16 protein-coding genes and 1 pseudogene are annotated in these 18718 nt (G+C 68.7%); 11 read left to right on the plus strand and 6 right to left on the minus strand.

Features of this window, described 5'->3' with window-relative positions; translation table 11 throughout:
• The first annotated feature begins 189 nt into the window (after positions 1 to 189).
• On the plus strand, positions 190 to 600 hold the full coding sequence (locus QZ588_RS15475) for an SxtJ family membrane protein (protein ID WP_295543843.1): 411 nt from the start codon (positions 190 to 192) through the stop codon (positions 598 to 600).
• Positions 601 to 929: 329 nt separating this feature from the next.
• Positions 930 to 1484, plus strand: coding sequence for a hypothetical protein (locus tag QZ588_RS15480; RefSeq protein WP_295543844.1), 555 nt, complete (start codon positions 930 to 932; stop codon positions 1482 to 1484).
• A gap of 310 nt (positions 1485 to 1794) precedes the next feature.
• Here the strand turns inward: QZ588_RS15480 and QZ588_RS15485 are convergent, their stop codons facing one another.
• Positions 1795 to 2313, minus strand: a complete 519-nt coding sequence (locus tag QZ588_RS15485) for a glutathione peroxidase (RefSeq protein ID WP_295543858.1) — start codon at positions 2311 to 2313, stop codon at positions 1795 to 1797.
• Between the two features lie 262 nt (positions 2314 to 2575).
• Between QZ588_RS15485 and QZ588_RS15490 the strand changes: the two genes are divergently transcribed.
• The 7 genes from QZ588_RS15490 to QZ588_RS15520 all read left to right on the plus strand — a co-directional run bounded on the left by QZ588_RS15490 (position 2576) and on the right by QZ588_RS15520 (position 10320).
• Positions 2576 to 3319 (plus strand): ferredoxin--NADP reductase, encoded by a 744-nt coding sequence (locus QZ588_RS15490; protein ID WP_295543845.1) that lies wholly within the window; start codon positions 2576 to 2578, stop codon positions 3317 to 3319.
• Between the two features lie 92 nt (positions 3320 to 3411).
• Positions 3412 to 4998, plus strand: coding sequence for an ATP-dependent DNA ligase (locus QZ588_RS15495; protein ID WP_295543846.1), 1587 nt, complete (start codon positions 3412 to 3414; stop codon positions 4996 to 4998).
• A 10-nt stretch (positions 4999 to 5008) separates the two neighbouring features.
• Complete coding sequence (locus QZ588_RS15500) at positions 5009 to 6559, plus strand: cryptochrome/photolyase family protein (protein ID WP_295543847.1); 1551 nt, start codon at positions 5009 to 5011, stop codon at positions 6557 to 6559.
• Between the two features lie 80 nt (positions 6560 to 6639).
• Complete coding sequence (locus QZ588_RS15505; RefSeq protein WP_295543848.1) at positions 6640 to 7914, plus strand: NAD(P)/FAD-dependent oxidoreductase; 1275 nt, start codon at positions 6640 to 6642, stop codon at positions 7912 to 7914.
• Positions 7911 to 8663: a DUF429 domain-containing protein gene (locus QZ588_RS15510; protein WP_295543849.1), complete on the plus strand. Its 753-nt coding sequence runs from the start codon at positions 7911 to 7913 to the stop codon at positions 8661 to 8663. Before QZ588_RS15505 ends, QZ588_RS15510 begins: the two co-directional genes overlap by 4 nt.
• 315 nt (positions 8664 to 8978) lie before the next feature.
• Positions 8979 to 9686: a c-type cytochrome gene (locus tag QZ588_RS15515; RefSeq protein ID WP_295543850.1), complete on the plus strand. Its 708-nt coding sequence runs from the start codon at positions 8979 to 8981 to the stop codon at positions 9684 to 9686.
• A 109-nt stretch (positions 9687 to 9795) separates the two neighbouring features.
• Positions 9796 to 10320: a DUF302 domain-containing protein gene (locus QZ588_RS15520; RefSeq protein ID WP_295543851.1), complete on the plus strand. Its 525-nt coding sequence runs from the start codon at positions 9796 to 9798 to the stop codon at positions 10318 to 10320.
• A gap of 11 nt (positions 10321 to 10331) precedes the next feature.
• Here the strand turns inward: QZ588_RS15520 and QZ588_RS15525 are convergent, their stop codons facing one another.
• Together QZ588_RS15525 and cobF are read right to left on the minus strand one after the other, a co-directional pair.
• Positions 10332 to 10676 carry a hypothetical protein gene (locus tag QZ588_RS15525; RefSeq protein WP_295543852.1) on the minus strand — a complete coding sequence of 115 codons (345 nt, stop codon included), beginning with the start codon at positions 10674 to 10676 and terminating at the stop codon, positions 10332 to 10334.
• A 284-nt stretch (positions 10677 to 10960) separates the two neighbouring features.
• Complete coding sequence (gene cobF / locus QZ588_RS15530; protein WP_295543853.1) at positions 10961 to 11746, minus strand: precorrin-6A synthase (deacetylating); 786 nt, start codon at positions 11744 to 11746, stop codon at positions 10961 to 10963.
• A 334-nt stretch (positions 11747 to 12080) separates the two neighbouring features.
• On the opposite strand from cobF, the gene bchE reads away from it, so the two are divergent.
• Both bchE and ligD read left to right on the plus strand, forming a co-directional pair.
• Positions 12081 to 13871 (plus strand): magnesium-protoporphyrin IX monomethyl ester anaerobic oxidative cyclase, encoded by a 1791-nt coding sequence (bchE, locus tag QZ588_RS15535; protein WP_295543854.1) that lies wholly within the window; start codon positions 12081 to 12083, stop codon positions 13869 to 13871.
• Positions 13872 to 14509: 638 nt separating this feature from the next.
• Positions 14510 to 15550: a non-homologous end-joining DNA ligase gene (gene ligD / locus QZ588_RS15540; protein ID WP_295543855.1), complete on the plus strand. Its 1041-nt coding sequence runs from the start codon at positions 14510 to 14512 to the stop codon at positions 15548 to 15550.
• Between the two features lie 60 nt (positions 15551 to 15610).
• Here the strand turns inward: ligD and QZ588_RS15545 are convergent, their stop codons facing one another.
• The 3 genes and pseudogenes from QZ588_RS15545 to QZ588_RS15555 form a co-directional block, all read right to left on the minus strand.
• Complete coding sequence (locus tag QZ588_RS15545; protein ID WP_295543856.1) at positions 15611 to 16321, minus strand: V-type ATP synthase subunit D; 711 nt, start codon at positions 16319 to 16321, stop codon at positions 15611 to 15613.
• 22 nt (positions 16322 to 16343) lie between these two features.
• On the minus strand, positions 16344 to 17819 hold the full coding sequence (locus QZ588_RS15550; protein ID WP_295543857.1) for a V-type ATP synthase subunit B: 1476 nt from the start codon (positions 17817 to 17819) through the stop codon (positions 16344 to 16346).
• A gap of 105 nt (positions 17820 to 17924) precedes the next feature.
• Positions 17925 to 18718 (minus strand): annotated as a pseudogene (locus QZ588_RS15555) (ATPase); the annotation flags it as partial.

Consider the following 18718-nt stretch of genomic DNA (forward strand, 5'->3'; position numbering starts at 1 on the left):
GCGGGGGTCTCGACAGCAGGGATGCTGTCGTGAAGCCTACAGGGACGTATTCACGGCGTCCCCCGCCAGCTGCAACCTAGCCCGCAGAAAGCGAAAACCGAGATGCGACGGGTATATCGGTGATTCCATAGTGGGCATCGTGGCCGCGCAGCTTGCGGCTGAGCGTCTGCCATTCATTGACCGAGATCCATGACCGACCGAGACATCCCTGCGCTCGATGCCGCGGGCCTGCGCCGCTTCGCGCTCACCACCGCCGCCATCGTCGCCGCACTGTTCGGGCTGCTGCTGCCCTGGCTCGGCGGCTTCGGCTGGCCCCTGTGGCCTTGGGCCTTGGCGGCGGTGCTGGCGCTGTGGGGGTTGATCCGCCCCGCGGGCCTGCGCCCCGTCTACCGTGGCTGGATGCGCTTCGGTCTGCTCGCAAGCCGGATCACGACACCGTTGATCCTGGGGCTGGTGTTCTTCCTGCTCTTCGTGCCCATGGGACTCGTCATGCGCCTCGCCGGACACGACCCCATGCGCCGCAAGCTGGACCCGCAGGCCGCCACATACCGGGTTCCGAGCCGGCCGCTGCCGCGGCGCTCCGTCGAAAAGCCCTACTGACAGGGCGCCGCGCCCATCGGATTGATGCGCCGCGGGCCATCCGGGTGGACACAGCCATCATGAAGCACATCCGAGCACGGCACCGGCGGCAACGGCGTGCTCGTCCAGCCGGCAGACGGCCATGACCGACAGCAAGCACCAGGCAAACGCCAGTTTCGCCGCACTCGACAGAGAGCTCGGCGGGACTCGCTGGGGTGCCGACAACGATGATGCTATGGTGACGCCTCAAGGGACGTGAGGAGGGTGTCTGCCGCCGGCCGCCACCCGACGCGTCAACTCCACCCCCCGCTGTGGCGGGCACCAAAGCCAGACCGATACGGCCGAGTCCCATGTCCGATTACCCCGATCGCCACGAGCAGATCCGCCTGGTGCACGCCGAATTCATCCGCCAGGTGGCCGCCACCTGCGGCAACGCCGAGCGTCGCGCCGAGTTCACGGCCCTGTTGAACCACGCCGAGCAAAGCGGCTGGGCGGCGCTCGTCGGCGCCCTCAAGCGCATGGCCGCCGGCGAGCGCGGCCCGGCGGTGTTCCACGGCCTGGACGAAGAGGACCAGATCGTCGCCGACGCCATCCTGCGCGGCATGCAGGATCCGGCCACCCTGCCCGACCCGGCCCAGCGCCAGGATCCCACCATGGCCGCCCCCGGCTTGGCGCACATGATCCATGCCGCCGCCACCGGCAATGCCCAGGCGCTGGCACTCATCGGCAATATGGCCGAACAGATGAACACCGTCGGCGGTCAGATGGCCCGTCTGGCTGGGATTATCCGGCCGATGATCCAGGGCGAGCGCAACCCGGACAAGCTCACCCAGGGCATGGACAGCCAGGGCGAACGGCTGGTGTTGGACATCCTGGCGGAGCTCGGCAAGCTGGAGGCGCACTGAGTCCAGCGGCGAGCGATCGCCGCCGCGGCGGTGAACCGTGGCGACGCAGTCGAGCGGAAGGCGACGGGGCGGCGGCCGCGTTTTCGGCCACCGTTGCGCAGTAACCTCGCTGACTGCGCGCCGATGCGGCGCGGCGGGGTCACCCTGGAGCGCGCACTGGTATCCGCCGGCCGCCCAGCGGCTTGAGCAACCGGGGCGGCGGCCGGCGCGTGCCCGTGGCACGCCGCCGTGCCGGGGTCAGGTTCCGCAACCGGGCGGGCGCGTCACCCGGCACCCGGGTTTCGCAGTCGCGCAGCCGGCGCCGATGGGCTCACGAAGAGGCCGGCTTCGCCAACAACTGCTCGATGGTGCGCACGAGCTTGCCGCTGCTGGGCGAGGTGATGCTGGAGTAGACGTCCACCACCTTACCGTCGCGGTCGATGAGATACTTATAGAAGTTCCACTTGGGATAGACGCCGGTTTGCTGCGCCAGGTATTGGTAGAACGGGTCCGCCTTGCCCTTCTTGACGCTGATCTTCTCGAACATCGGGAACTCCACCGAGTAGGTGAGGCGGCAAAAGTCCTTGATCTGCGCCTCGCTGCCCGGCTCCTGGTTGCCGAAATCGTTGGACGGAAAGCCCAGCACTTCCAGGCCCTGGTCGCGATACTTGTCGTACAGCGCCTCCAGCCCTTCGTACTGACCGGTAAAACCGCATTTGCTCGCAGTGTTGACCACCAGCAGGACCTTGCCCTTGTAGGCGTCGCAGAAGTTCACGGTCTCGTCTCCGGCGAGACGGCGCTTCTCGAAGTCCAGCGTTGGCGCGCAAGCGGCGTTGGCAGTGTCGTTCATCAGCAAGCCTCCCAGCAGCAGGGCCAAAATCAGATAACGGGTGTGAAACGTGTGGAACATGGGCAAGCCCCAGCGGTTTGAGTTATACAAAACCTGGACATGGCCCATATGGTGGGGGCGCCGCGGAACACAATGCACCGCCGAGCGGCTCCGGCGGCGCGGCAACCTTCGCAACGGCAACCTGCGCGCCCCTGTTCAACCTTTGAAAAGCCAGCAAACCGAACCAAATTTGGCGGTTTGGCACAAGCGAGGAGCAGCATCCATGGCCAAATGGCTCGAAGGCAAGATCGCCGGTAAGCGGCACTGGTCGCAGGCGCTCTACAGCCTGCAAATCGACGCCCCGCTGCCGGCATTCACGGCAGGGCAGTACATCAAAGTGGCGTTGGACGTGGATGGCGAGCGTGTCGGCCGCCCCTACTCCCTGGTCAACGCTCCACACGAGCAGCCGCTGGAAATCTACTTCAATGAGATCCCGGAGGGCCCGCTCACGCCCAAGCTGTCCGACCTGGAGGTGGGCGAGCGCATCTGGGTGTCGGACAAGGCGAGCGGCGTCTTTACCCTGGACAACGTCGTCCCACGCCGACACCTGTGGATGCTGGCCACGGGCACGGCCCTGGGCGTCTATCTCTCCATGCTCAAGACCGGCGGCCCCTGGGAGCGCTTCGAGCGCGTGATCCTGGTGCACGGCGCCCGCAACGCCGGCGAGCTCAGCTACGCAGAGACCATCGCCGAAATCCAGGCGGCGCACGCGGACAGCTTCACGTTCATCACCGCACTCACCCGCGACAACAGCGAGACAGCGCTGCAGGGTCGCATTACCAACCTGTTGGCGCAGGGCAGCCTGCAGGCCGCGGCCGACGCCGACATCACGCCCGAGGACAGTCATTTCATGCTGTGCGGCAACTCGGCCATGATCAAGGACGTACGCGCCTGGCTGGAGGCGCGCGGCATGCGGCGCCACAAGCGCCACGAACCGGGCCACTACACCACCGAGCAGTATCACTGAGGCGGGCCGTCCCCACGGCTGTCGCCGAGCGGTATCCGCCCATGGCCCCGTCGCCGCGCCCCCCGCAGCACCGACCCCCGCGCCAGTCCGACATGCTGAGCGTCCAGGCGCTGGCAGCGACCTCCGCGGACCTGGTGGCCACGCGCAGCCGCGGTGCCAAAGTCGCCCGGCTGGCGGCGCTGTTGCGCGACGCCGCAGCCGCGGACATCGGCACCGCGGCCCGCTGGTGTACCGGCGAGGCGGCGCCCCGCAGTCTCGGTATCGGCCCCGCACAGGTGCGCGCAGCGGTCGCCGCCGAGTCGGCGGCCACCGCCACCCTGACCGTCGCCGACACCATGGCAACCCTGACCGCGGTCGCCGGCATGACCGGTGCCGGCGCCAGGGCGCGCCGGGCGCAGGCGCTGGCGGAGCTGTTCGCCCGCGCCACCGCCGCGGAGCAGCAGTTTCTGCGGCGACTGCTCCTCGGCGAGTTGCGTCAGGGTGCACAGGCGTCGCTGGTGGTGGAGGCCATCGCCAAGGCCTTCGGGATACCGCCGGAGCGGGTGCGCCGTGCACAGATGCTGCGCAGCGACATTGCCGAGGTGGCCGCCATCGCCCGCAGCGAGGGCCGTCCGGGGCTCGACGCCCTGCGCCTGCAGCTGTTCCGCCCGCTACAGCCCATGCTGGCGCAACCGGCGCAGGACCTGGACGACGCGCTCTGCCAGCTGCGCCGCCCCATCCTGGACTACAAGCTGGACGGCGCCCGGGTGCAGATCCACAAGCGCGGCGACTTGGTGCGTGTCTTCAGCCGCCAAGGCAACGAGGTCACCGCCGCCGTGCCGGAAATCGTCGCGGCCGTGGGCGACCTGCCCGCCCGCGAGCTGGTGCTGGACGGCGAGACCCTGGCACTGGCCGCCGACGGTCGCCCCCAGCCCTTCCAAGTCACCATGCGGCGCTTCGGCCGCCACAGCGATGACCCCGAGCTGCGCGCCCGGCTACCGCTGACGGTGCTCTGCTTCGACTGCCTGGCCTGCGATGGCGCCACCCTCATCGATGCCCCCACCCGCGAGCGCCACGCCGCCCTCACCGATGCCCTGCCGCCGGCGCTGGTCATCCCGCGTCTCGTCGACGGCGACGCGGCGGCGGCGGCGGGCTTTCTGCGAGCGGCGCTCGCCGCCGGCCACGAGGGGCTCATGGCCAAGGATCCATACGCCCCCTACGCCGCCGGCGGCCGCGGCAGCCACTGGCTCAAGATCAAGCAGGCGCACACGCTGGACCTGGTGGTGCTCACCGCCGAATGGGGCAGCGGCCGTCGCAGCGGCTGGCTCAGCAACCTGCATCTCGGCTGCCGCGACGGCGCCGGCGGCTTTCTGATGCTGGGGAAGACCTTCAAAGGGCTCACCGACGCGCTGCTGGCCTGGCAAACCGAGCAATTGCTGTCCCGGGCGGTGGCCCGCGACGGCCCGGTGGTGCACGTGCGCCCGGAACTGGTGGTGGAGGTCGCCTGCAACGAGTTGCAGGAAAGCCGCCACTACCCGGCAGGGCTGGCCCTGCGCTTCGCGCGGGTCAAGGCCTACCGCGGCGACAAGACCGCGGCCCAGGCCGACCACATCGACGCCGTGCGCGCGCGCTTCCACGGCCAGCTCGCCTACCGCCGCGCGGCAGCAACCTCGGCGCCCGCCGGCACGGTCAGCACCTGAGTATCGACCCATGGACCCGGCGCAATCCCCACGTCGACTGCTGCTGGTGCTCGGCGATCAGCTGAACGCCGACAGCAGCCTGTTCGACGATTGCGACCCCGAGCAGGATCTGGTGTGGCTGTGCGAGGCACCGCTCGAGGCCACCCATGTGCCTTCCCACAAGGCCCGTACGGTGCTGTTCCTGTCGGGTATGCGGCATTTGCGCGAGCGCTTGCTCACCGCCGGCCTGCGCGTGCGCTACCTAGCGCTGGATGCCCACGACCACCCGAGCATCGGCGCGGCGCTGGCGGCAGACCTGGCGGCGCTGGCGCCGCGGCAGGTGCGTGTGGTGCAGCCCGGCGAATACCGGATGCAACGGGCGCTGCAGCAGGCCTGCGCCGAAGCCGGCGTGGCGCTGAGGGTGCTGGAAGACCGCCACTTCCTCTGCCCGCTGCCGGACTTCGACGCCTGGGCCAAGGGGCGCAAGGAGCTGCGCCTGGAGCACTTCTACCGCTGGATGCGCAAGCGCCACGACCTGCTCATGCACGACGGCGAGCCCGCCGGCGGCGCCTGGAACTTTGACAAAGACAATCGCAAGACCTTCGGCAAACGCGGGCCTGGCCTGCTGCCGGCGCCGCTCGGCTTCGCGCCGGATGCCATCACCCGCGAGGTCATGGCCCTGGTGGAGACGCGTTTCCCGAACGCTCCCGGCGGCCTGGCGCATTTCGACTGGCCGCTGACGCCCGCGCAGGCCCAGGCGGCGCTGGCAGATTTCATCAGCCACCGGCTCGCCGCCTTCGGCCCCTATCAGGATGCCATTTGGACCGGCGAGCCCTACCTCTACCACGCCCGCTTGTCGGCGGCGCTGAACCTGAAGCTACTGGATCCGCGGCGCGCCATCGACGCGGCCGTCGCGGCCTACCACGCGGGACAGGCGCCCATCGCCTCGGTGGAGGGCTTCGTGCGCCAGATCCTCGGCTGGCGGGAGTACGTCCGCGGCATCTACTGGCGGCAGATGCCGGGGTATCTCGACGTGAATGCCCTGCACGCCCACGCCCCCCTGCCCGCATTCTACTGGAGCGCCGACACCGACTACGCCTGCCTCGCCGACGCCCTGGGGCAGGTGGTGGCGCGCGGCTATGGCCACCATATCCAGCGGCTGATGGTCACCGGACTCTTCGCGCTGCTGCTCGGGGTGGAGCCGCGGCAGGTGCACGCCTGGTACCTGGCCATGTTCGTGGACGCCGTGGAATGGGTGGAGGCGCCCAACACCCTCGGCATGAGCCAGTTCGCCGATGACGGCCTGCTCGCAAGCAAGCCCTATGCCGCCAGCGGCGCCTATATCCAGCGCATGAGCAACTGCTGCCGCCGGTGCCGCTACGACCCGAAGCAGGCGGTGGGCGACACCGCGTGTCCGTTCACCACCCTGTTCTGGGACTTTCTGGCGCGCCACCGGGCGCGCTTCGCGCAACACCCGCGCACGGCGCTCATGTGGCGCAACCTGGACCGCCTCGACCCCGAACGGCTGGCCGCCATCCGGGCACAGGCGTCGACCCTGCGCACGTCCCTGGCAGCCGCCTGATCAATGCGGGGTGCAAGGCCGCAGCCAGTCACGAATCAACCACCACGAGCCCCAGCCATCAACCAGAAGGAGTCCCACACGTGGATGCGGATGTGATCGTCGTCGGCGGCGGCCTCGCCGGTCTCGCCTGCGCCCTGCGCCTGCAGCGCGAAGGCCTGCGCCCCCTGGTCATCGAGGCGGCGGACCGCACCGGCGGGCGCGTCGCCACCGACCTGCGCGACGGCTTCCTGCTGGACCGCGGCTTCCAGGTGCTGCAGACCTGGTATCCGGCGGCCCGCAAGCTGCTGGACTACGAAGCCCTGGACCTGCGCCCCTTCTACCCCGGCGCGCTGGTGCGCATCGGCGACGCCTTCCACCGCGTCAGCGACATCTGGCGGCGCCCGGCCCAACTGCCGGAGATGCTGACCTCGCCGGTGGGATCTCTCGGCGATAAGCTGCGGCTGCTGGCGCTGCGTCGCCGGGCGCTGAGCGGCGACCTGGCGGCGCTCTACGCACGAGCGGAGCAGCCGGCACCGGCACTGCTGCGCCAGCTCGGCTTCTCCGAGCGTATCCAGTCCCGCTTTTTCCGGCCCTTTTTCGCCGGCGTCTTCTTCGAGCCCGAGCTGAATGTATCGAGCCGCGCCTTCGAGTTCGTGTTTCGTGCCTTCGCCCTCGGCGATACGGCGCTGCCGGCCCGCGGTATGGAACAGATCGCGCTGCAGCTGACGGAGCGACTGGCACCACAGAGCCTGCTGCTGGGCCAGCGGGTGGAGCGACTCGAGGCCGACGGCGTGCGCCTGGCGGACGGTAACCGACTGCGCGCGCGCGCGACGGTCCTGGCCACCGACGCCAACACCGCCGCCAACCTCCTCGGCCGGGAGCCCGTGGCGACCCGCGGCACGACTTGTTTCTACTTCGCGGCTCCGGAAGCACCCTTCACCGGCCCTTACCTGGTGCTGAACGGCACCGGCGCCGGGCCCATCAACAGCCTGCTCTGCCCCAGCAATCTGTCGCCGCACTACGCCCCCGCCGGCCAGGCACTGGTGTGCGTCAACGTCTTCGGCGCCAACCACAACCCGGATGCGCTGGAGACCGCCGTTCGCCGCCAGCTGCGCGACTGGTATGGCGAGCACGTGGCGGGATGGCAGCGCCTCGCTGTCTACCGGTTGCCGGCGGCCCTGCCGGTACAGCACACCGGTGTCAGCGCGCCGGGCGCCCCGGTGCGTGTGGGTGAGCAGCGCTGGGTCTGCGGAGAGCTGGCGGCGCCGCCGTCCATTCATTGGGCGCTGGCCAGCGGTGACGACACCGCCACCGCGGTGAGTCGGAGTCTGCGCAGCGGCCGCAGCCCCGATCCCCGGCCGCGCACGGCTGCGTGAGCAGCGCGCCCGGCGCAGGCGACGGCGCCGCGGTGGGCATCGACGGCTGCCGCGGCGGTTGGGTATGGTGCCGGCACCGGGCCGGCTGCTGGGACGGCGGCCTCGCCGCCGACCTGGCGACCATGCGGGAGATTATCGCCGCCAGTGTCCTGACCCTGGTGGATATGCCCATCGGCTTGGTCACCGCCGGCGCAGACGAACGTCGCTGCGACCGCGCCGCCCGGGCACTGCTGGGGCGCCCGCGCGCGAGCAGCGTCTTCCGTCCGCCCTGCCGTGCCGCCCTCGATGCACACGACTATACCCACGCCTGCGCAATCAACCGCCACCACACGGGCCGAGCGCTGTCCCGGCAAACCTGGCATATCGCCGGCAAGATCCGCGCGCTCGACCAACTGCTCGCGACCGACACGACGCTGCGCACGCGCTTGCGCGAAGCCCACCCGGAGCTCTGTGCCTGGGGACTCGCCGGCGGCGTGCCCATGCGCCACAATAAACGCAAGGCCGCGGGACAAGCCGAGCGACGGGCGTTGCTCGCGCACCTGGACCCGACCTGTCTGCCCCATCTCGACGCCCTGGCGGGGGCACATCCGCGCCGCAGCGTGGCGGTGGACGACATTCTGGACGCGGCGATACTGGCCGTGACCGCCGCCATGGTCCTCAAGGATGCGGCCGCCATGAGCCGGCTGCCCGCTGCGCCGGACCAGGACGCCTTGGGCCTGCCCATGGAAATGATCTATGTGCGGCGCTGACCCTCATCCCATGCCACGATAACCGTGACCATAAACCCCCAAAATGCTCCGCGGTTGCAGGCGCTTGAGCGATCTTCTATGTTACCGGCGGCTGCAGGGTGCTGGACACCAAGGATTCTCGGACAGGTCGCGCCGAAAGCCTGACCGCGGACGCCGCCCCGTCGCCGGGGCCGGCAGCGCTCCCCGGAGCGTCACGCACAGCATCCGAACCGACAATAAACGCGGTGGTCGTGCACTTTTAGTGAACGACTTCACGGCCCGAGCGACGACAGCCGACGGGCTGATTACCCCATTAGGACCCTGGAGCGTCTGCACATGCCCCCGAAGCGCCCTCTTACGCCAAGTACCTTCGCACCGATCGCATCTGCACTGCGTCTGCTCCCACTGACGCTATTGCTGGCGGCACTATTCATCGCCCCCTGCGCCATCGCCGACGAGGAGGAAGAAGACGCCACTGACCTGCTGGATATGCGGCCCGACCGGGCTGCCGGGGAAGTCATGTATCGCCAGTGTGCGCTGTGCCACGGCAAGCACGGTCAAGGCATTCTGGGAGGCAAGTATCCACGCATCGCCGGCATGCCCGAGTATTACCTGCTGAAGGCCCTGAAGGACTACCAAACCGGCGCGCGCGGCTACGATGCCATGCTGGTCGTGGGCGCGCTCAAGACCGCCGACGACCAGGACCTGGTGAATCTGTCGGCCTACATCTCGGACATGGAGCTCGACATCGACGTGCCGGGACCGGAGGACGGCAGCAGCCGCAGCGGCAAGCGCTTGTATCGCTACGACTGCAAGAGCTGCCACGGCCGCGAGGCGGAGGGCAAGACACGCAGGGAGTCACCGCCGCTGCGCAGCCAGTACCACGAGTACCTACTCCGACAGATCGAGATGTTCAAAAGCAAAGAGCGCTACCACGCCAACGATCCGGAAGACGAGACCTTCAAGGCCTACGAACAAGAGGAGCTGTTGGACATCCTCGCCTGGATCGCCTCGCTGGACGACAAGAAAGATACAGACGACTGAGCGCCGGCCTGCCCGAGTGCGATCAAACCGGCCGCCGACAGGTTGCGGCCGGTCTGCATGACCGCCGGCCCGATCAGGGCCGGCCCCATCCGCCAAGGAGTCGACCCGCATGACCAGAACACTGCTCCCACTCGCCGCCGCCCTGCTGTTGGGCACGGGCTTACCGGTGGCCACAGCGCTCGCCCAAGACTCGGCACGGGCGCCGGACGTCAACATGTACGAGATCGGCCAGACCGTTCTCAAAATGGGCCTCGCTGAAGGCGTGACGCCGGACGACGCCATCGACGCCATGAACTCCAAGGCGGTCGAGCTGAACATGAAACTGGTAGGTCACCAGAATGTAGGCAGAGAGCTGGAGTCCCGGGGCCTCGAATCGCCGCGGCTGGAGATCTTCCAGTTCTGCCGGCCCGAGGACGCCATCAAGATGGTGCGCTTCAACACCATCTACGCCGCCTACATGCCTTGCAGTATCGCGCTGGTGGAGGACAACGACGGCGAGTACTGGCTGGAGATGCTCAATCTGGACATGATCATCAATGCCTATGAGCTGCCTCCGGAGCTTCAGGCCATCGCCATCTCCATCAACGGTGAGATGTTGTCCATCATCACCGCGGGTGCGACCGGTGCGTTCTGAGCCACGGCGGCTCAAGCCGGCTCGGTGGCGCTGGTCTGCGACTGGCGGACCGCCGCAAGACCGCCTTTCAGCATGACCAGGTCGTGCAGCTCGGAGAGCAGGAAGTGTCGATCGGCGGGGTCGCGCAGCCGGGTCACCGTGGGCTGGTGGCCGTCCCGGTAGCGGCGGGCCACCCTGCGAAAGGGCTCCGGCAGCTGCAGGTTGAAGGGTGAGGGTCTCATCAGCAACCGCATGATCTGCTCGAACAGCAGTGCATAGCGGTCGTCATCCGGGGCTTGATAGAGCTCGGAGAGATTGCCGCCATATCGGCGAAACAGCTGCAGGTAGTCCTGCACATCGGGCTTGGTCGGAGACATGGGTGATCCTGAAGGCCAGCGTCGGAGCGTGTCGCGGTTACGAGCGGTCGAGCACGACGTATGCACGACATCAGTGACCGCGGTGCAAAAAACGCGCCAGCAGCCGTCCAGTCACCGTGCAGCCGGCGGGTTGCCCAGCAGCAGTGGCTGTGGCGCGGCAAGCCGCCACAATTCTCACGCACGATCGCGCTGTCACGGTCACGACAAATGCGAGGCTTCCAACAACCTCCCCCAACCTCCCCCAACCTCCCCATGCATGAGCCCGGCCACTGAGAGCGACAGGCTCAGTCGGCACCCTGCACCCGGCGGCGCAGCAGATAGGTGTCCATGAGCCAGCCCTTGTGTGCCCGCAACCGGGCCTTCACGCGCAGCAGTTCTTCCAAGACCTCGTCCAGCGCTCCGGCAACCAGTACCTCGTCATCCCCACCCAGGTAGCCGCCCCAGTAGATCTCCATGTCCTGCCCGACGAAACGCCGAAAGGAGGCGTTGTAATCCAGCATGACGATGACGTTGTGTACCTGCGCCGGGTCGACGGTTTCCGCCTCCCTGCCGGTGATGATCTGCACCGACTCGCCGACCCGATTGAGGGGAATGCGGTGCCGGGCGGCGAGCACCTGCACGGCGCTGATGCCCGCAATGACCCCCACCTGCACCGGCTCTGGCAGCGTCCTCACCACCGCCTCAACCATGCTGATGGTCTGGTCATAGAGCAGCGGATCACCCCAAAGCAGCAGGCCGGCGGTCTCGCCGTCGCCGAGCTCGCGGGTCAGCAACTCCGCAAAGATGCGCCGTTTCTCGGCGTGCCAGTCGGCAACGATGGCGCGGTAGGCGGCACCGTCCAGATCGACGGCGCGCGGGCGCGGCGGGCTCGGCACCCGTACCTCCCGGTAGCCCCCGTCCGGGCGCACGCGCCGCATGATGTCCCGGCGCAGCGCGAGCAGCTCATCCTTCCCGCGGCCGGCCTTCTCCAGCAGGAAGAACACATCCACCCGGCGCATGGCGGCCATCGCCTGGAGGGTCAGGAAGTCCGGGTGCCCCGGACCGATACCGATCAGCATGCAGTGCTTCATGGCGAAGGCTCGTGTCTGGGTCGGTGTCCAGAAGGCTTGACACCAGTCAACGGAAAGGCCGATTGACAGTTATTTCGCTGGCGACGCCCGCCATGCGCAGTACCATCCGGGGACAAGCGAGTGGAAACGGCCCGTGCCAACCAAGCGGCACAGCACCGGCAATTGCGCAACGATAGATGGGGCTCAATGACGCGAACGGGTGCCGTCGCCCACACTCGCCCTGACCAGAACCGCCGCAGCACGCCCGCCGCCCACGCCGGCGCGGCGTGCCGCCACCCCAACGCAGTCGCCGGTGCCTGTCCGCGACCGACGCTCACCGACACGGAGCCGATCCATGCGCATCCTCTTCGTCCACCCCAACTACAGCGCCGGCGCCGCCGATATCGCCGGTAACTGGTCGCCGGCCTGGGTCACCTACCTCGCCGGCTACCTCAAGGCCGGCGGCTACACCGATTATTCGTTCGTCGATGCCCTGGTGGACGACCTCGATGACGCCCAGTTGCGCCTCGCCATCCGCGAGGCCGGGGCCGACGTCGTCGCCACCACGGCCATGACGCCCATGATCTACGCCGCACAGCGGGTGCTGCAGATCGCCAAGGAAGAATGCCCACACGCCGTCACCGTCCTCGGCGGCATCCACCCCACCTTCATGTTCAAGCAGGTGCTCGCGGAGGCATCCTGCATCGATGTCATCGTCCGCGGCGAGGGCGAGGCCGTGACGCTGAACCTGGTGCGGGCCATCGACGAGGGCCGCTGGCCCCACGAGCGCGACCAGATCAAGGGCATCGCCTTCCTGGGCGACGACGGCGCCGTGGTGGCCACCCCAGCGGAGCCCTCCATCCGGGACATCGATACTATCAAGGCGGACTGGGGCCTGCTGGACTGGAAAAAATATACCTACATCCCGCTCGGCGTGCCGGTGGCCACACCGAACATGGCCCGCGGCTGCCCCTTCACCTGCAGCTTCTGTTCCCAGTGGAAGTTCTGGCGCGACTACCGCGTGCGCAGCCCGAAGCAGATGGTGGACGAGATCGAGGAGCTGAAGAAGGTCCACGGCGTCGGCTTCTTCATCCTCGCCGATGAGGAGCCCACCATCAACCGCGCCAAGTTCATCGAGTTCTGCCAGGAGCTCATCGACCGCGACCTCGACATCCAGTGGGGCATCAATACCCGCGTCACCGACGTCATGCGCGATGAAGAGCTGTTGCCCTTCTACCGCAAGGCGGGGCTGGTGCACATTTCGCTGGGCACCGAGGCCGCGGCACAGCTGAACCTGGACCGCTTCGTCAAGGAGACCACCGTCGCGCAAAACAAGCGGGCCATCCAGTTGCTGCAGCAGAACGGCATCGTCACCGAGGCGCAGTTCATCGTGGGGCTCGAGAACGAGACCCGCGAGACCCTGGAGGAGACCTACCAGATGGTCATGGACTGGGGTGCCGACATGGCCAACTGGTCCATGTTCACCCCCTGGCCCTTCTCCGACATGTTCACCGAGCTGGGCGAGAAGGTGGAGGTGTTCGACTACTCCAAGTACAACTTCGTCTCGCCCATCATGAAGCCGGACAACATCGACCGCGCCGAGCTCCTCGATGGCGTCATGGCCAACTATCGGCGCTTCTACATGAAGCGCATGTTGTTCCAGTACCCCTGGGTGAAGGACCCCTTCCGCCGCAGGTATCTCATCGGCTGCATCAAGGCCTTCTTCAAGAGCGCCTTCGAGCGCAAGTTCTACCAGCTCGGTCAGCAGAATTACTGGGGGCCGATGTTCAAGAAGCTCATCCGCTTCGACTACGACAAGTCCGCCGCCAAGATCGAGGAGCCGGACCACAACGCCTGGAAGAAGGCCCCGCCCGCCAAGCGCCCCATCGACGGGACGGTCAAGCCCGAGGTCGTGAAAAGGCCGGCCGGCCTGAACCAGCCCAGCGGCGTCATGGCCTCCGTGAAGGCCTGCGGCGGCGCCGAGCCGGCCCATGCCGCCATGGCCTGCGGCGGCGGCGACCAACAGATGACCGAGGCGCAGATCGCCGCCTACAATGGCACCGGCGAGGTGGCGGTGCCGATCACCGCCATCGGCAAGCCAAAGGCGAAAGCGGCGGTGGCAGAGGCGGTGGCCGAGGAAGCCTAGCCATCGCCGGCCACGAGGGCCGCCGCCATCGGCCCTAGCCGGCGCCAGCGCAAACGCCCCGCCAGGGGCGTTTTTTTTGCCCTCAACAGTCAGTAATTGCGCGCGGCGTCCATTCGCATAAGCGCGTGGTCCCACGTCGGCGCTTCCCATGCGGGCTGCTGCGGCGCAAGTCCGATGGTCACGGCGCGCGCCGCAGCGCACCGCTCACCATGGCACAACCGGACGCATGCGTTGTGGGCGCCCGCGGGTACTCATGCCGGCGCCCGGTCTGCCAGACGGCCTCGGAGCACCCGCCCGTCTCCTGATGCCGCTGCCAGCGCAGCCACCGATCGCCATATCCGGGCCGTTCGGCATCGCCGCATCGATCCCTTCACGATCAGCGGGAGAACCGCACCGGCGGTCGCTGCGGCGCGCATCGCCGCCGAGCGTCGCGGTACAAACGTCACTTAATTGTCACACATAAGGCCGCGCTCCCAGCGTCTGCGCAGACGGTCACTGGGGCGGTCGCCGGGAGCTGACGTCGACCTTCGGCGTATTCAGGGAACCCCGAGGCCCTACTGCGGAGCCCGGACCCGGTCACACCCCTTGCCACAGCGATGACGGCGGCGACGGCCGTGCCACAGCCACACACAGCACCGATGGACCCGATCTTCGCCTTTCTCGACGATGCCGAGCGTGCCCAGCTGCAGGCCCTGGCGTGCGATGCGCCCCGGCCCGTGGATCCGGCCCGCACTGGCCCACACTGGCCGATGCTCGCGACGCCCAGCCATGACACCGTCAGCGGCCCCGGCTGGCTCTACGAGCGCATGCTCGACGGCGAGCGCTGCATCGCCATCCGCAGCGGTCATGAGCTCCGGCTCAATTCCCGCACGGGTCAGCGGCTGAATCAGGCCTACCCCGAGCTGGTGGAGGCCCTACTGAAGCAGCGCTGCGACGACTTCGTCGTCGACGGCGAGGTGGTGGCCTTCGACGGTCCGCGCACCAGCTATCGGCGTCTCCAACAGCGCATGCGCCGGCCGGCCAAGACCTGCGAACCGGGCCAGGTGGCCGTCTTTTTGTACCTGTTCGATCTCCCGGTCCTGCTCGGGCAGGACTGCCGCCGGTTGCCGCAGGCCTCACGCAAGCTGTTATTACGCCGGGCGATCGACTTCGCCGATCCGCTGCGCTTCACCACACATCGCGAGGCCAACGGCGCCGATCTGCTGCGCGAGGCCTGCGAGCGGGGCTGGGAGGGGCTGATTGCCAAGCGGGCTGATGCGCCCTACGCCAACGGCCGCTCAGAAGACTGGCTCGAGCTCAAGTGTGAGCACCGCCAGGCATTCGTCGTCGGCGGCTTCACCGAGCCCCGCGGCGGCCGCCCGGGGTTCGGCGCCTTGGTGGTGGGCTACTACCACGGTGACACTCTGGTCTGCGCTGGTAAAGTGGGCACGGGCTTCGACAACCAGACCCTGCATGACCTACGTGTGGCGCTCGGTCGCATCGAGTGCGATATGCCGCCTTTCGAGCAGGGTCCGCTGCCGGTAGACGGACTCCATTGGGTGGCGCCGGAACTGGTGGTGGAAGTGGCGTTCACGGAGTGGACGCGGGATGGGCGGCTACGTCATCCCCGCTTTCTCGGCCTGCGCCGGGACAAGCCCGCACGCGCCGTAGTGCGCGAGGCCACGGGCAAGGATGGCTGAGACGCGGCGCCGCGCCCACAGCGGATGGCGCGCCCACAGGCCAAGCGCGGCAGCAACAGACTAGGCCTCTGCGCGCCCGCGACGCACGCGCACCGCCTCTTCGCGCTCCAGTTCTTCCAGGACGTTGTCGATGACACCCAGGCGCTCGTCGATTTCCGGCAGCAGCACGTCCTCCAGCGCTCGAGCCCGCCGCGACGTGCGCAAATACTCCACCCGCAGGCGCTCGAGGTTGCCGGTGAGCACCGCCAGCCGCGCGGCCATGGGCATCAGGTCCGCGAAGGCGGCCCGACAGGCCTGCGCCTCGGGACTCTGGATGGCGATCCCTCCCCCCGCATCCCCGCACTCGGTCTCGCTACCGCCATCGGGATGGCGTTCGCCAGCGCGTTCGCCAAAGCCGCCACGCGCGCCGTCCGCCGGCGCCGAGGCCCCATCCGGGTCTCCGCCGCCGGACGCAGCCAGCGCCTCGATCCTGACCCCCAGCACCGACCGACTGCTGGTGGCGAGCCCGCACTGGGCCGCCAGCGGCGGATACACGCCGAGCTCGTCCAGCCCGTGGCGCCCCACCGCCGCCCGCAGCGCCGCCCGCGCCCGTGCCTCGGCCCGCCGCCAGCGCGCCATGGTGGCGTCATAATCCCGCAGGTTGGCGAGGATCTCGCCGGCCAGAATGAGTCGCTTCTCGTCCAGGAAGCGATAACCTTCTTCCATGCCGGCGCGCTCGGCCTTGAGCGCCAGGTAGGCACTCTGGGTGGGGACCAGCTCGCGGTCGGTCATGAGCCCATGCCTCCGCCGGCGCTCAGGCGGGCACGGTCGCCGCGGACCGCTCGGCGACGCCGGGCTCGGCCCGGACTTGCACCGGCTGCCCGGCGCTTGTCAGATGGGTGCGAATCTGCTCATCCGAGAGGCGGGTGAGCGAGGCCGTCGGCAGCCCGCGCAGCGCCTGCCAGCCCGCCTCCATGCTCTGGTGGAGGCTGCGGCGGGTATCCTGGGCCACCACCGCGGTCTCGAACCGCTCGCCGAAGGCCAGGTACAGCCGGTCGGTCTCCGACAGACCCTCCTCGCCGACCACGCTCGCCAGGATGCGCGTCTGCTGCGCCTGGGCATAGGCGGCATAGAGCTGCGCGGCCAGCGCCGGATGATCCGGATCCGTCAGCCCCTCGCCGGTGCCGTCCTTCATCAGGCGGGACAGGCTCGGCAGGACCTTGATGGGCGGGTAGCGGTCGCGGCGATGCAGCGCCCGGTCCAGCACCAGCTGGCCCTCGGTGATGTAGCCGGTGAGGTCGGGGATGGGATGGGTGATGTCGTCGTTGGGCATGGTCAGGATGGGCACCTGGGTCACCGAGCCCGCTTGTTCGCGGATGCGCCCCGCGCGCTCGTACAGCGTCGCCAGGTCGGAGTACATGTATCCCGGATAGCCTTTGCGGCTCGGCACCTCGCCGCGGCTCGCCGAGACCTCCCGCAGCGCCTCGCAGTAGTTGGTCAGGTCGGTGAGAATCACCAGCACGTGCTTGCCTTCGGCGAAGGCCAGGTACTCGGCGGCGGTGAGCGCAAAGCGCGGCGTCAGCAAGCGTTGTGCGCTGGCATCCGACGCCAGGTTCAGGAACAGCACCGTGTGCGCCAGCGCCCCACGCTGCTCCAGGGCGCTGCGGAAGAACTCGGCGCTGGCGTGGGGGATGCCGATGCCGGCGAAGACAATGGCGAAGTCGTCGTCACGCCGTGGCTCCGCAGCCCCGCGCTCACGCGGGGTCCCCGGCAGCCGGGCGTTGCAGGCAATATCCACGGCGATGCGGTCGTGCGGCAGTCCACCGCCGGAGAACAGCGGCAGCTTCTGCCCGCGCACCAGGGCATTCATCAGGTCGATGGCCGTGAAGCCCGTCTCCAGGAACTCGCTCGGCGCCTGCCGGGCCGAGGGCTTGAGCGGCAGTCCGTCGACGCGAAATGCCTGCTGCGCCGCCAGCGGCGGACCGCCGTCCAGCGGCTTGCCGACGCCGTTGAAGATGCGCCCCAACAGGCCCGGTCCCACATGGAACCGCAGCGGCTCGCCGAAGAAGCGCACCCGCGTGCCGTCGATGCGCAATCCCGCGGTATCGTCCAGCATCTCCACCGTGACGCTGTCCTCATCCAGCGCGGCGATCCGCCCCAGGCGCACGGCACCGCTCGCGTCTTCCACCTCAACGGCCTCGTTGAGGCCCACATCCACCGTGCGCCGCAGAAACAACAGCGGCCCCTCCACGCGGTTGGCGATGTCTTCGCCGGTGAGTCTTGCATACATGGGACGCTTGATCCTGCCTGACCTGAGGTGCTCGTTGTTGGGTGATTGGTGCGGCGTCTGGAGCCTGTCGTGCTGATCGACCTGGGACTATCCGTTACAGTCGGCTCAAGCCTCCCCCGCCGGCGCCTCGTGGCGTAATCGCCGCACCGTCGCCGTCAGCTCCCGGTCCAATGCCGAAAAGCGCTCCCAGTCCCCCTCGGGGATCTCCTCGCCCATGCGCATGAGGGCGCGGAAGATTGGGGCCTCGTTGAGGTGCTCGGGCGCCACCCCCGCCTCCAGCAGCATGCCGCTGGCGTCGATGAAGCTGCCGATGAGGCGCATCATCACCGCCTGGCGCTGCGGGGTGGCGTAGCGATCGATCTCGGAGAACGCGGACTGGCGCAGGAAGGCCTCGTTGACGAGCTGGGCGCAGAGCAGGGTCAGGCGCTGGCGCGGCGGCATGGCGTCGCGCCCGATGATGCGGGCCATGCGCTCGAGCCGGGCTTCGTCCTCCAGCAGCGTCAGGAAGCGCCGGCGCAGGGTCTCCCAGCGGGTGCAGCCCTCGCTGTGCCACCAGCGCGCGAGACCCTGGGCGCTGTCGCTGTAGGACGTGAGCGGATGGATGGCCGGGTAGAACCGGGCCTGCGCCCGGCGCACGTCCAGCGCCCACAGGCAGCCGACATAACGGCGGGTGTGGTTGGTCACCGGCTCCGAGAAGTCCCCCGACGGCGGGCTCACGGCGCCCATGATGCTGACGCAGCCCTGTGCGCCGGCCAGGGTCTCCACCCGCGCCGCGCGTTCGTAGAAATCCGCGAGCCGCGACGAGAGATAGGCGGGATAGCCGCCCTCCCCCGGCAGTTCGCCGAGGCGGCCCGAGACCTCGCGCAGGGCCTCCGCCCAGCGGCTGGTGGAGTCGGCCA

It is taken from the genome of uncultured Thiohalocapsa sp., assembly GCF_913062725.1.
Classification (GTDB): Bacteria; Pseudomonadota; Gammaproteobacteria; order Chromatiales; family Chromatiaceae; genus Thiohalocapsa.